This window comes from Pedobacter chitinilyticus, from assembly GCF_003313385.1.
GTDB lineage: Bacteria > Bacteroidota > Bacteroidia > Sphingobacteriales > Sphingobacteriaceae > Pedobacter > Pedobacter chitinilyticus.
On sequence record NZ_QMHN01000008.1, the window covers coordinates 192706 to 206880 of the forward strand.

At 38.1% G+C, this 14175-nt stretch carries 14 protein-coding genes and 2 tRNA genes; 8 read left to right on the forward strand and 8 right to left on the reverse strand.

The features are described 5' to 3' along the window. Positions 1-109: 109 nt before the first annotated feature. The 4 genes from DUT70_RS20410 to DUT70_RS20425 all read right to left on the reverse strand — a co-directional run bounded on the left by DUT70_RS20410 (position 110) and on the right by DUT70_RS20425 (position 3324). Entirely contained in the window at positions 110-826 is a 717-nt protein-coding gene (locus DUT70_RS20410; protein WP_113649225.1) for a hypothetical protein, read from the reverse strand. Positions 827-1069: 243 nt separating this feature from the next. Next, positions 1070-1143: transfer RNA gene (locus DUT70_RS20415), tRNA-Pro, on the reverse strand. Between the two features lie 19 nt (positions 1144-1162). Further along, positions 1163-1252, reverse strand: a tRNA-Ser gene (locus DUT70_RS20420). Positions 1253-1320: 68 nt separating this feature from the next. Continuing rightward, positions 1321-3324 carry an HD family phosphohydrolase gene (locus DUT70_RS20425; protein ID WP_113649272.1) on the reverse strand — a complete coding sequence of 668 codons (2004 nt, stop codon included), beginning with the start codon at positions 3322-3324 and terminating at the stop codon, positions 1321-1323. Between the two features lie 217 nt (positions 3325-3541). Here DUT70_RS20425 and DUT70_RS20430 point away from each other — a divergent pair, with 217 nt between their 5' ends. From DUT70_RS20430 to DUT70_RS21440, 5 genes are all read left to right on the forward strand, one after another. Continuing rightward, a complete protein-coding gene (locus DUT70_RS20430) occupies positions 3542-4399 on the forward strand; it encodes an SPFH domain-containing protein (RefSeq protein WP_113649226.1) in 858 nt (285 codons plus the stop codon). Between the two features lie 66 nt (positions 4400-4465). Continuing rightward, the gene (locus tag DUT70_RS20435; protein WP_113649227.1) at positions 4466-4648 is read left to right on the forward strand and encodes an Arc family DNA binding domain-containing protein; all 183 of its coding nucleotides are present in this window, start codon (positions 4466-4468) and stop codon (positions 4646-4648) included. Positions 4649-4735: 87 nt separating this feature from the next. Beyond that, positions 4736-5914, forward strand: coding sequence for an acetyl-CoA C-acyltransferase (locus DUT70_RS20440; protein WP_113649228.1), 1179 nt, complete (start codon positions 4736-4738; stop codon positions 5912-5914). 25 nt (positions 5915-5939) lie between these two features. Next, on the forward strand, positions 5940-6854 hold the full coding sequence (locus DUT70_RS20445; RefSeq protein ID WP_240432211.1) for a hypothetical protein: 915 nt from the start codon (positions 5940-5942) through the stop codon (positions 6852-6854). Positions 6855-6934: 80 nt separating this feature from the next. After that, a complete protein-coding gene (locus DUT70_RS21440) occupies positions 6935-9151 on the forward strand; it encodes a peptide MFS transporter (RefSeq protein WP_113649230.1) in 2217 nt (738 codons plus the stop codon). 74 nt (positions 9152-9225) lie between these two features. Here the strand turns inward: DUT70_RS21440 and DUT70_RS20455 are convergent, their stop codons facing one another. From DUT70_RS20455 to DUT70_RS20470, 4 genes are all read right to left on the reverse strand, one after another. Then, positions 9226-9861 (reverse strand): peroxiredoxin, encoded by a 636-nt coding sequence (locus tag DUT70_RS20455; RefSeq protein WP_113649231.1) that lies wholly within the window; start codon positions 9859-9861, stop codon positions 9226-9228. Between the two features lie 54 nt (positions 9862-9915). Continuing rightward, the gene (locus DUT70_RS20460; RefSeq protein ID WP_113649232.1) at positions 9916-10839 is read right to left on the reverse strand and encodes a DUF72 domain-containing protein; all 924 of its coding nucleotides are present in this window, start codon (positions 10837-10839) and stop codon (positions 9916-9918) included. A gap of 274 nt (positions 10840-11113) precedes the next feature. Then, positions 11114-12217, reverse strand: a complete 1104-nt coding sequence (locus tag DUT70_RS20465; RefSeq protein ID WP_113649233.1) for a S1 family peptidase — start codon at positions 12215-12217, stop codon at positions 11114-11116. A 3-nt stretch (positions 12218-12220) separates the two neighbouring features. Then, positions 12221-12787, reverse strand: coding sequence for an RNA polymerase sigma factor (locus DUT70_RS20470; protein WP_113649234.1), 567 nt, complete (start codon positions 12785-12787; stop codon positions 12221-12223). A 349-nt stretch (positions 12788-13136) separates the two neighbouring features. On the opposite strand from DUT70_RS20470, the gene DUT70_RS20475 reads away from it, so the two are divergent. The 3 genes from DUT70_RS20475 to DUT70_RS20485 form a co-directional block, all read left to right on the forward strand. After that, positions 13137-13340: a hypothetical protein gene (locus tag DUT70_RS20475; RefSeq protein ID WP_113649235.1), complete on the forward strand. Its 204-nt coding sequence runs from the start codon at positions 13137-13139 to the stop codon at positions 13338-13340. A 227-nt stretch (positions 13341-13567) separates the two neighbouring features. After that, positions 13568-13759 carry a hypothetical protein gene (locus DUT70_RS20480; protein WP_113649236.1) on the forward strand — a complete coding sequence of 64 codons (192 nt, stop codon included), beginning with the start codon at positions 13568-13570 and terminating at the stop codon, positions 13757-13759. Positions 13760-13984: 225 nt separating this feature from the next. Continuing rightward, the coding region (locus DUT70_RS20485) for a hypothetical protein (protein WP_113649237.1) at positions 13985-14175 on the forward strand (191 nt) is incomplete at its 3' end.

A 14175-nucleotide genomic window follows, 5' to 3' on the forward strand; every position in this document is an offset into this window, starting at 1 on the left:
CATAATAATCCTATTACATTTGAGGCTTTTATTTTATTCCAAAACCTGGATGGTGATGAAACGCTGGTGAACAGGTTTTTAATTTCTCAGTAATTAGTAACGCTTCAATCTACTGCATTTGAACAGGGATAGACTTTCCTTTCTCATCCAAAAATTCTATTACAGGCTTGTTATCCTTGTTTACATAAAGCCTTATCCTAGGCTTGCCCATGGCATCCCTTATAAATAAACCGAGTTCGTCTTTAAAGGTTTTCCCAATAAACATACGATCCGTTGCAAATAGACCTTCCGCCCTCATTTTGGCAAAAGCAGAATCTCTTTTTGCTTCATTTGTTTCTTTTTCGGCTTCTAGATAACGTCTTTCCCTCTCTCTAAAAGCATTTTCTTTACCATAGGTCCAAAATTGCAGTCCATATTTGCGTGCTTTGGATTTGGTGTCTTCCATATATTGAAGCTGCATGATTTGGTCATCACGGTATTTATCGACAGAATAGACCATACCAGCGCTGTTTTGATCATTATCATAAACCAAGCCCCCACATTCGTCGCCATCCCTATTAAAAAAAATCATCCCTGCCTCTCTTTCACGAGGTTTGACGTCCTTTCCGTCCACACGACCAGAATGCTGCCTTGCTTTATTGCTAATTACTAATTTTAGTGTCCCATCTTTTTCCCTTACGTTAATACGCTCAACTTCTATTTCGTCGAACTTCTGGTTTTTGGTAAAAGCCATAAACATAAACGCTGTGAAGAAAAAGAGTAAGGCACATACTGCGAAACGCAATAACCTAATCTGCTTTTTTAAATAATCTAATTGTGCTTCCATAATTTTTGTGATTGTTTTTGTTAGCAATAGCCGTTTTACGCAAGACGTAGTTTTGAGGATAAAGGTTGCAAAACGCTAAATCAGGACATACAAATTATTTGTATTGGTTTTAATAAGCAGCTATTAGTTTAGTAAGGACATCGACTAAAAAGACCTATTATCGGAATTACCAGGGCAGATACATTGCTGAAATACAACAAAAAAACCTCTAAACTTTAACATTTAGAGGTTTTAATTGCTTTGTCGGGGTGGCAGGATTCGAACCTACGACCTCCACATCCCAAATGTGGCGCGATACCGGGCTACGCTACACCCCGATGGTGGTATCACCTTTATTGGCGGTGAGGGCGGGATTCGAACCCGCGGTACCGTTACCAGTACGACAGTTTAGCAAACTGTTCCTTTCGGCCTCTCAGGCACCTCACCTTTCTCCACACATTTTCTGCGTTTCGAGGTTGCAAATATAGCAATTCATTGATGTTTGCAAAAAAAAATTACATACTTTGTGGATAATCTACGCGAACATGATAGATGCTCATTAACATCGTCTTGAAAATCAACTTAATAGTTTCTAAATCTTTTAAAGTTAAATCGCAATTATCTAATTGATTTTGCTCCAATTTGTAGTCAATGATACGTTCAACAAGGTCATTGATGTTCTGCGCATCGGGATTTTTCAGACTTCTTGAGGCAGCTTCCACCGAATCGGCCAACATTAGAACACCTGTTTCTTTCGAAAATGGAATAGGTCCTGGATAGCGGAAAATATTCTCATCAATAAATTTTTCTGGCGAATTTTTAAGGAAAGATTGATAGAAATAATCTACTCGGGTATTCCCATGGTGTGTCCGTATAAAATCAATCACCGACTCTGGCAACTTATGTTTTCTGGTAATCTCAATACCTTTATGCACGTGACGGATAATAATTTGCGCACTCTGCTCATAAGGCAACTTATCGTGCGGGCTCTGCCCCGTTTGGTTTTCGATGAAATACTGTGGGTTTTCCATCTTACCAATATCATGGTACAAAGCCCCTGCCCTCACCAACAAAGCGTTCCCTCCTATCTTAAATATGGCTGCTTCGGCCAAATTGGCTACTTGCAACGAGTGCTGGAAAGTACCTGGTGCCTTAAAAGCAAGCTCCCTCAATAGTTTATTATTGGTATTGGTCAATTCTATCAGCGCAACATCCGAAGTGATGCCAAAAACCCGTTCAAAAGCATAAATTAATGGATAGGCCAATAACGACAGGAGCACACTGAACACGAATGGCAAGAAATTAGCCCACTCGATATGCGTTAGTGAACCCTCCCTCAATAACGCAATGCCCACAAATGAAACAAAGTAAGCACTTAATATAAAGGAGGCTGAAATAAGCAATTGCTCTCGTTTCACTAAATTCTTGATGCTATAAATAGCCACCATACCAGCAGTAGTTTGGTAAAAAACAAACTCGAAGCTGTTGGGCACAAAAAATCCAGCAATTAAAATTACCAACAAATGAAGATTTAGCGCCAGCCTCGTATCAAACAATATCCTGATGATAATAGGTACAATACAGAAAGGAAGCAGGTAAAGATTAGAAAGGTTAAATTTGATGGACCACGTAAGGACCAACAACATCGAGGTAATCACCAACAATAACAAAGAAAGCTGACGGTTATCGGCATAAATATCTTTTCTAAAAAGGTAAAGGAACACCATTAAAAGCGTCACAATAAAGCCCACCAATAGCACCTGTCCTAAAAACACCAATTTATCGTCGCCCACACTTTTGGTTTGCGCATCGTAGTTTTCCCTAAACGATACCAGCTTCTGATAAACCTCTTCATCAATTACCGTTTCCTTAGCCACAATCAGTTCGCCCTTTTGCACCATTCCTTTAGTGGTAGAAATGCTATTCAAGGCGTTATTCTGAACGGTAGCCGTCAAGGTTTCATTAAATATAATATTAGGTTTGAGATGACTTTCTGCCAAATCAAATACCGCTTTGGCGATTTCGGGCTCAGTGGTTTTAAAACTTGCTTTCAAATAAGCCAATGCCGTTTCTGTCGTAAAAACATCTTGCGAATTACTTTTGATAGAAACATTATTTCGCACCAGCGAAAAATCGTAATAGCTTCCACCTTTTTGATGTTTGGGATTGATATCAATAATCCCTTTGCTATAAATAGATTGCAAGATTTGATGTGAACGTTGCCTATTAATTTCCTTATCTCTGTCATTCAAGGTATTAGACTTCCATTTCACATCGAACTCGTTCAAATAAGCATCACTTTGGTCCTTAAACACCTCCTCCTGATATTCGTAAATGGGTAGTACATTTTCCAGTACTGTTTTTTTATCAAGATTGATTTGTTGTGGTGTTTTTAAAATGGCAAAGCTAAAAGGCGAAATAAGGTCTTTGTTCAGCCAAGTTTTACCTTTCTCAAATTCATACCTGAATCGTGGTTGCTTGGGTAAATAAAGTGTAATTATCAACACACATACCGCCATCATCACGTACTTTAAGTTAGATGAATACTTGCGGTAAAGTATTTTGTGCGAGTTCTTTTTAATCTTGGCCAAAATGTAATCCTTTATTTCAATCAAAATTAGTATTTATTTCTGCAATAGCCTACAAAGCAACTCACAGAAACAAAATCTATGGTTCAAAAAAGCATTTCATCTTTCAAATTTTTAATTTATATTTGATATCAAAATAATATCAATCATGCAAACAGAAAAAATCATCAGACCTCCATCAGGCTACCTTACCTTAGGCGTTTTTATTGTATTACTAGCTGCAGGCATTTACCTAATGGCCATTCGTCAATTTGGCTGGGGCACCGCAGTACTATTGGTAGATTTCATCTTGGTTTTACCAGGATTGATTATTGTAAACCCTAACGAATCCAAAGTATTAACCCTATTTGGCAAATATGTAGGCACCGTTAAATCGGACGGTTTCTTTTGGGTAAATCCCCTAACCTCAAAGAAAAAACTATCATTAAGAGCCAGAAACCTCAACGGCCAGCAATTAAAGGTAAACGACAAAATGGGCAATCCTATTGAGATTGGTGCCGTAGTGGTGTGGCAAGTGCAAGAAACCGCCAAAGCCAGTTTTTCTGTAGAAGATTATATACAATATGTAAGCATACAAAGTGAAGCAGCAGTAAGGCACTTGGCCAACAGCTTTGCTTATGATAATTTGGAAGATGAAGATGCAGGAATTACCCTTAAAGATGGCGCTGAAACCGTTAATGCATTATTGGAGGAAGAATTGAACGAACGTTTATCGAGAGCGGGTATTGAAGTGATAGAAGCTAGGATTTCACATTTAGCTTATGCCCAAGAAATTGCAAGTGCCATGTTGCAACGCCAACAAGCTACGGCCGTAATTGCTGCCCGTAAACTAATTGTTGAAGGTGCAGTGGGCATGGTCGAAATGGCTTTGGAACGATTATCGGAAAAAGATATCGTTACTTTAGACGAAGAAAGAAAAGCGGCCATGGTAAGTAATTTATTGGTGGTACTTTGTGGCGACAGAAACGTACAGCCTGTAGTGAATACTGGTACGCTGTACAATTAATAAAATTTTGATGTGTTACTTGGCATACAAGCCTAAGGGACACATCATCTTTTAATGATAAAAATAATGCCCGAGAAAGATAAAAAAGCATTTGCATTGCGGATAAGCCCCACATTGCTCAAAGAGATAGAGACTTGGGCGGCCAGCGAATTTAGAAGCACCAATGGTCAAATTGAATTTTTGCTGAACGAGGCTATAAAATCTCACAGAAAAAAAAACAATAAAAAAACTAACGATGACAATGTATAGCTAACGTAAATAAAATGTGGCTTGTGGCGGTATTTTAAAGATTATCCCTAAATTGCGCCCAACCAAATATAATATAAACATTACTATATGAAAGAAGTAGTTATCGTATCAGCGGTTAGAACTCCTATTGGTAGTTTTGGCGGCTCACTTTCAGGATTTTCGGCGACACAATTAGGTGGTTTTGCCATCAAAGGAGCCTTAGAAAGAATTGGTCTTCAACCAGCATTAGTGCAAGAAGTGTATATGGGCAATGTATTGTCGGCCAATTTAGGTCAGGCACCTGCTACACAGGCAGCAAAATATGCTGGCTTACCCGATTTACCTGCTACCACCATCAACAAAGTTTGTGCATCAGGCACTAAAGCCATTATGCTAGCCGCACAAAGCATTGCATTGGGACAAAACGACATTGTAGTTGCTGGCGGAATGGAAAGCATGAGCAACGTTCCCTACTACTTGGACAAAGCCAGAAACGGCTACCGCTTAGGGCACGGACAAATTACCGACGGCTTGGTAAAAGACGGTCTTTGGGATGTGTACAACGATTATCACATGGGTTCGGCAGCGGAACTTTGTGCCGAAACTTGCAACATCAGCCGCGAAGACCAAGACAACTTTGCCATCCAGTCTTACAAAAGAGCGCAACAAGCGCAAAGCGATGGAAAGTTTAAAGACGAAATTGTCGCGGTAGAAATCAAAGACAGAAAAGGTGAAATCACTTTGTTTGCCAATGATGAAGAACCAGCTGCAGTAAAATTCGACAAAATCCCTGCGCTAAAACCTGTTTTCAAAAAAGACGGAACCGTAACTGCAGCAAATGCCTCTACTTTAAATGACGGTGCGGCTGCCTTGGTTTTAATGAGTGCTGAAAAAGCAAAAGAATTAGGACTTACTCCATTAGCAAGAATATTGGCTTACGCCGATGCCCAACAAGCTCCAGAATGGTTCACTACTGCACCGTCTAAGGCAATTCCATTGGCGCTACAAAGAGCGAATATCACCAAAGAGCAAGTAGATTATTTCGAAATCAACGAAGCTTTCTCAGTGGTATCTTTAGCCAACAACCAAGCTTTAGACCTTAATGGCGAAAAAGTAAACGTGAATGGTGGTGCTGTAGCCATTGGTCACCCTCTTGGTGCTTCAGGTGCCAGAATAGTGGTGACGCTATTATCGGTATTATCTCAAAATAATGGAAAGATAGGCGTTGCTGGAATTTGTAACGGTGGAGGTGGCGCTAGCGCAATAGTTATAGAAAATCTTCGTTAACAAGATTTAAATGCAAAGCAGTTTTTTGAAGACATTTTTTTCACTTTTAGTAGTGTGCTTGATGGCAGGGAACTTAAAAGCCCAACAATCCATAGCACCTACTACACTGCCCCAATTGTTAAAAATCCAAGACACCCTTTCGGCTTATAGTGATTCGACAGTAAGTGTTAAAGATGATGTAGAACGGGCAGCCTACAACACCATGTTTGTTAAAAAACTCATCAGCGCTTTAAAAACCCCTCACTCCTTTCAATTCAATTTCGATTCCCTTGCTAACGTAACGGTGCTCAGTGCCCCTAACCAATCGTTCAGGATTTTCACTTGGTCGGTTCCACTTACCGATGGTGGCTATAAATTTTATGGTACCATCCAGTTAGCCACCAAAGATGGTTCTTTAAAACTGATCCCCTTGAATGATGCCACGGAAACTTTTACTGACGACAACATCATTACCAACCAAAAAAAATGGTATGGTGCCCGTTATTATGAAATCATTCCCGTAACCTATCCTGGTAAAAACCCTTATTATATTTTATTGGGATGGAAAGGCAACAACGATAAAACCAATAAAAAAGTCATCGAGATTTTATCTTTCGAAAAAGACCAAGCTATTTTTGGCAAGAATGTTTTTGAGCTAAGTAGAAAAGTACCCATTAAAAACAGAATCGTTTTTGAATATGCCAAGAAAAACTCCATGACTTTGGCTTTTGACAAAAAAGTAAATATGATTGTTTTTGACCACTTGGCTCCTTTTGAAGCCAATATGGAAGGTAACTTCGAATATTATGCTTCCGACTTAAGCTTTGACGGTTACGCCATTAGCTATCCAAGGTTATATTTGAAAGAGAATATAGAGGTGAGAAACGACGCTTCTAATTTAGACGAATTATACAGCACTCCACGTAAAGCGACAACACTTTTCCAAAAGGGCAAACATTAATTTTTGCTGAAATGTAAATGTATTCGCCTATATTGCACCAATTTTTTTTAAAAAACTAAGACTAACTTATTAAATAATCTATGCAAACAAATACTGCAGAAAATCCAAACGATTTTTTTAAAAGCAAGGTATTAGGGCATCCTTCGGGGCTTTTTGTACTTTTCTTTACCGAAATGTGGGAGCGTTTCTCCTACTATGGAATGCGAGCCTTATTGGTTTTGTTTTTCAGTGCTTCTGTTTTAGATAGCGGCTGGGGATGGCCAAAAGAACATGCACTAGCCATTTTCGGAACCTATACTGCATTAGTTTACCTCTCTACCATGCTTGGTGGCTATTTTGCCGATAAAGTAATTGGTATCCGCTGGGCCGTAGTGGTAGGTGCCCTATTAATGACCTTAGGACACGCCTGTATGGCATTAGAAACCTCGTTCTTTATTTACGCAGGTTTAGTTTTCTTGGTATTTGGTAGTGGTTTCTTCAAACCCAACATGACCTCCATTGTATCAGAAATGTACAAAGACTTCCCTGAGAAAAAAGACGGCGCCTACACCATTTTCTATATGGGTGTAAACGCTGGAGCATTTTTCGGAATCATGCTTTGTGGCTATCTAGGTGAAAAAGTTGGCTGGAGCTGGGGATTTGGCGTAGCAGGTATTTTCATGCTATTTGGCCTATTGCAATTCTGGTTTGCACAAAATATTTTTGGAAACATAGGTCTAAAACCTGTTAAAGCAACAGCTGAAGAAAAAGCAGCAGCGGCTTCAGTAGAACAAGAAGGCGGTAAATTGAATCCATTTACAAGCTTTCACATGGTATTAATTGTACTATGTGTTGGTTTAGGTTTGGCTTGGATTTTAAATGACCCTGTTAATAAAATCTCGGAAGGCACTACCAACCTATTCAGCTTCAGTTTATTTGGAGTTGACGGCAGTAACTTCATCATCTTAACGGCCTTGGTACTATTCTTAATCTTATTAGTATCCAGAATTAACAGATACGATAAAGTGCTTAAAGATAGAATGATTGCCATTGTGTTTTTCGCTATCATTACCATGATTTTCTGGTCGATATTTGAACAAGCACCAGGATCGTTAACCTTGTTTGCAAAAGATTATACCCAACGCATTTTAGAAGGAACTTCGGGTACTATTTTTAAAATCGTTAACTCCTTAATCACCATTGGTCCTTTGGCCATCATTACTTGGGTACTTTTTAAATTGTTCGGACAAACCTTCACTAAATACAAATTATCCAACTTGATTTTAGGTTTCAGTTTCTTGATCATCTGGGGAATTGCCATCTGGATGGTAACCAACGAATACAAGTCTACTTCATACAATGTTCAATACAAAAACCTTAGTGGTTTAGTAAACAACGACAAAGTAGTTTCATCTGAATCTTATAAGGATAACCAAGAGATTGCCATTTTAGATATTGAGCGGACTTCATTCTATAAAGCTGACGAGAAAACTACGGTTGAAAACAATGCCTTAGTAGATAAAGACAAAAACTACCTTGGTGATGTATTTAACGGTAAAATCAGCAACATTGTTGACCGCGAAAAACCAGGAGCATTTGGCACGGTAGTGAGTTATGCTGAAATTGAGTTCACCAATGCCGCAGGACAAACGCTTAAAAGAGAAATCAAATTAGCCAAAGGCGAAAAAGAGTCGTTAAAAGTAGGTGACACCAAAGAAATATTGATTAACCACAACATCAAATACGACGCTGACCAAACCTCTCCTATCAAAGCAACCATTACTTCAAAAGTTGCTGCTACAGAGGTAAATGCAAGTTGGTTCAATATCTTAAACTCGCTTTTCATTATCACACTGGCCCCATTGTTTTCTAAATGGTGGAGCAGTAAGCGCAACCCATCAGCAAATAACAAATATGCCATTGGTATGTTGTTCTTAGCTATCGGAATGGCATTTGTAGCCTTTGGAGCAGCGTCTATCCCTGCTGGAGCTAAATCAGCTTCCGTAAGCATGGTTTGGTTGGTATTTGTTTATTTATTCCATACCATGGCTGAGCTTTGCGTATCACCAGTAGCACTTTCTTATGTAAGTAAGCTGGTGCCAGGCCGTATGATTGCCATCATGTTTGGCGTTTGGTATTTGGCAGTAGCTATTGGTAACAAGTTAGCAGGTATATTTGGTGAAGTTTCAGAAAGCATAGCAGGAGAAAAAGGCTATAGCTATTTCTTCTGGACACTTACTGGTGTTTCATTAGCAGCATCTTTATTGGCCTTTGCCTTAGGTCCAATTGTTAAAAAACTGATGCACGGTGTAAAATAAGCATCGCATCATCACACATAAACAAGAAAGGCTCCCATATTGGGAGCCTTTTTGGTTTAATGCAAACGACTGTGCTATTTATTAGGTTGAGGCGTGGTCCTTAAGTAGGGTTTAATCACCTTGTGTCCTTTAGGGAACTTTGCAGGAATATCTTCTGTCTTGATACTGTTTACTACAATTACATCTTCTCCGTCCTTCCAGTCAGCAGGTGTAGCTACGCTATAGTTTGCCGTAAGCTGTAGCGAATCAATTACCCTCAACACCTCGTTAAAGTTTCTACCCGTCGAAGCAGGATAAGTGATGATGAGCTTTACCTTTTTATCAGGTCCTATCACAAAAAGTGAACGTACCGTCAAAGTCTCCGAAGCATTCGGATGGATCATATCATAAAGGTTCGCTACCGTCTTGTCCGAGTCGGCAATAATGGGAAAATCTACTGTTGTATTTTGAGTTTCATTAATATCCTTAATCCATCCCAAATGCGAATCTACAGGATCAACACTTAAGGCTAAAACTTTGACATTTCTTTGATCGAATTCCCCCTTCAAAGCAGCCGTTCGACCCAACTCTGTAGTGCAAACAGGCGTATAATCTGCAGGGTGTGAAAACAAAACTCCCCAGCTGTCGCCAAGGTATTCATAAAAGTCTATCTCACCTATAGATGTTGTAGCCTTAAAATTCGGAGCGATATCGCCTATTCTTATACTCATGGTATTATTTTTAATTGAAAAATCGATTAATTATATTTTCAAGTTACGAAAAAATCAAGAGAACAAATTAGCCTGTCCATTTAAGAAATTAATACGAGGCAGCTTACTTCCTAATTTCTGATTGAACTTTTCGATGGTATAATCTGCAATAATCGGGGTATCACTTTCATCATGCTGGTGCAAAAAGAAATAGATTTCCTCCAGTCCCCTATCCAACCAATCTGCTAAACGCACTACCCAATCATCTACTCGTTTCTTATCTGAACTTTCCAAAAAGTGTCCACCATTACCCACAAAACGAACAAAAGCTTTAGGCGTGGGCAATTCCATGTGTACGCAATCTCGTCTGCCACTTGCATCAGTAATTGCTGCGCCTATTTTAAGATCCGCTAGCAACGAGAACAATGCTTTTCGATCATCAGACTTGGCAAACCAATCCTCATGACGAACTTCCAAAAACAAATTTAAATCTCTTGGCAAAGCCTTTAAATATTGATGCATGGCATCGAAATTTTTAGGTCCAAAATTATCTCCCAATTGCAAAAAGCAAGGACCTAGTTTGTCACCAAACGCACTAATAGCTTTCAAATACAAATCTGTTTCAGCCTGCGCATTGTTCAAACGCTTAATATGGGTAATCGCTCTGGAAAACTTGGGACAAAAAACAAAATCTGGACGTTGATCTGCCATTTCCTTCCACTTCACAATCTGTTCCTCCTTAGGAATGCCATAAAAAACCGCATTCAACTCGATAGAGTTAAAATGCTTTACGTATTCCCCTAAAAAGTCTTTCTCTTTAGTTTTAGCAGGGTAAATTAAATTCACCCATTCCTTTCTCCCCCATTTAGCACAGCCCACAAAAAACTTCGGATCATCCACAGCCTTACCTTTTAAAGTCAGCTTAGTTTGCTCGCCATCGGGAGGCAAGGTAAAATCTACTTGTTTAATTTCACTGGGTTCAACTCTTCCAAATTCCATAGCTAAATATAGTTAATTCGCCACAGATGCACAGATATTAAAAACTTATAACGAATAAAAAATCTGTATATCCATAACTATAATTGATTTGCCACAAATGCACAGATACTTAAACAACATTTAAAATCTCTAATATTGAAATAAATAAAATCTGTGTATCTGTGGCTATCAAATAAACATATCCGTGCTTCCGGCTAACAAAAACTTCATTCCAAAGAAAAACCCCGAAAACAATCAAATGTTTCTGGGCTTCAACTATATTTAATTGTAAAAACTAGTTGTTGTTATACACTTTAATCATGAATACATAATCCTGCATTTTCTGCACTTGTTTATTACGTTTTAAGCCACGCAAGCTGCTTTTCTTACCATAAGAAACCTTTCTGCTTAACGAATCCTGTGGAACAGCATTTAAAGCTTCCATGATATATTTAGATTTCACAGCAAAAGTTGCGCCGTCGGTTTTATTTTCCTTTCCGTTAATAATCCCTACCACGTTACCACTATTGTCTAACAAAGGGCCACCGCTATTACCCGGATTTACTGGAATAGCCACTTGATAAGCCAAAGTATCGCCGTTAATACCGTTTCGTGAACTTACATAACCATCGCCCAATACAATATCATCTTTAGGGAAACCCAAGGTAAATACCGATTCGCCAATACCAGAAGTACCACGTTTAATGGTATAAGGCAACGTAGGCAAACTTTCAAAGCGCTTATCACTAATTTTCAGAATAGCGATATCGTTTACAGGGTCGCTATAAAACGATTTCGCTTTATAAGAACCATTACTATTTTGTACATAAACCGAATCTGCGCCACGAACTACGTGATAATTGGTTACAATATAGCCGTTGCCAGAGATAGCGAAGCCTGTCCCACCAAATCTTGCGTTGTTGTTATTATTATTACTATTATTGTTCGCTTCCCTGGTTTTAATATCGCGAATCAAGGTATTTTGAGTACTCCTAAGTCTGGCCATATCCTTGCTCATGGCCTCAAAAGTACCAGCTTGCTTATTGTTACTCTGTATCGAGTACAACGAAACCATGGCCAATAAGATAAATGATGCCGCAATGGCCACTGCCGACCTGTTATTACGCCAAAGTTTTACTAATTTCGAAGGATGTGGTCTTAAATTTTCAGCCAAGGCCGCAACATCAATTTGTGAGTGTACAGCGTCCATCTGCTCTTTTAGCTTCACCACATGTGCATATTGTGCCATCGAATCTAAAAAAACCTTATGGGCCACTACCTTATGGTCAACCACGGGATCATTGCTTCGCAATTGTTCAAACGCCACGCGCTCCTCTGCCGTAAGTTTACCTTTTAGGTAATCCTCAATAATAGCTTCAAGTTCTATCTCGTTTCTCATTTCCTATGATTGAAAAAATAATTTCTTTAACCTTTGCAAACACTTGTATTTCTGTGTCTTTGCATTATCTGTATTCGTATATCCAAACTTCTCACAAATCTCCTGCATCGAATGGTTGTGGATATAAAAATCCTGGATGATGGTTTTACAAGGTTCGCCCAAACTATCCAGCGCTACCTTCATCTTATCAAACTGCATATCCTTTTCTTCATGCAGTTCTACGTTATCATCCACGGCCAACACATCCTCAAAATCGGCGATGTTATTGGTCTTTTTACTTTGCTGAGCAAGTTTTTTCAGCCAAATTCTTCTACTTACCGAGTAAATATAAGTCTTCAACTTGCTACTCAACTCAAAATTCCCGCTACGTACCTTATTATAAAGTACTATGATGGCTTCTTGATAAACATCTTTAGCATCATCCTCGTTGCCGCTGTTATTTAAAATAAACTGCAACACCATCGGAAAATACGCCAAATACAACTTATTTAAAGCCTCTACCGAGTTATTGAGTATCCCTAGTACAACTTCTCTATCTGTTGGTATATCACTGCTAAACTTTATACTCACCTATTAATACAATTAAAATCAAATGGTAACCCAATAATAATCAAAAAAATCACAAGCCATCCCTAAACATGCCCGCCATTGTTTTTTAAAAAAGCATTTTTTGTACTACTATTTCAATACTGTCCCGCTTTCCACTTTATCCCGTATATTACGGGATTCCCGCTACAATCGGGTTTATAACATTCCCACCTGTATAAAAAACACACATTTTAATACCAAAGTATCTGAATAGTAACCCTTAAAAACCGTTGAAAACTTTTTTTATTTTTTTTCAAAAACATAAGGTTACCTTTTTACCTTTGCGGCATTAAAATGTAAAATTAATTAATTATTAAATCAGAAAATTAAAATGAAAAATTTATTCAAATTCGGCTTTTTAGCTTTAGCATTATCTTTAACTGTAGTTGCTTGTTCTTCAGAGAAAAAAGCTGAAGGTACTGACACTGCTGCTGTTGATACAACTGTAGTTGATACAACTGCTGCTGACACAACTGTTAAAGTTGACACTGCTGTTAAAGCTGATACTACTAAAGCTGCTCCTGCTGCTCACTAGTCGATAGTTGAAACAAAGTATAGAAAGCTCCGCACCTGTGGGGCTTTTTTAATACCCAAAAACGAGGGTAACCTTAAAAAGGCACACTTAAGAAACAATTTTATCTTACTGAAAAACAAAAAGTTAAATCAAATTTGAAATTTTATATTTTTTATCGGGTTACCTTTTAAAGATTAACGTATTAAACAGTAATTAATTAATTAAAAAAGTTTAAACTAAAAATTAAAATGAAAAACTTATTCAAATTCGGCTTTTTAGCATTAGCATTATCTCTAACTGTAGTAGCTTGTTCTTCAGAGAAAAAAGCTGAAGGTACTGACACTGTAGGTGCTGACACTACTGTAACTACTGATACTACTGTAACTGATACAGTTGTTAAAACTGACACTACTGTTGTTGATTCAACTGTAAAACACTAGTCGATAGTTGAAAAAATAGAAGCCTCGCACATGCGGGGCTTTTTTAATACCCAAAAATGAGGGTAACCTTAAAAAGCGCACTAAAGAAACAATTTTATTTTACTGAAAAACAAATAGTTAAAGCAAAAATTGAAATTTTATATTTTTTATTGGGTTACCTTTTAACAATTAGCGTATTAACTAGCAATTAATTAATTTATACAATAGTTTAAACTCAAAATTAAAATGAAAAACTTATTCAAATTTGGCTTTTTAGCTTTAGCATTATCTTTAACTGTAGTTGCTTGTTCTTCTGAGAAAAAAGCTGAAGGTACTGACACTATCGGTTCTGATACTACTGTAACTGCTGATACTACAGTAAAAGATACAGTTGTTAAAACTGACACTACTGTTGTTGATTCAACTGTAAAACACTA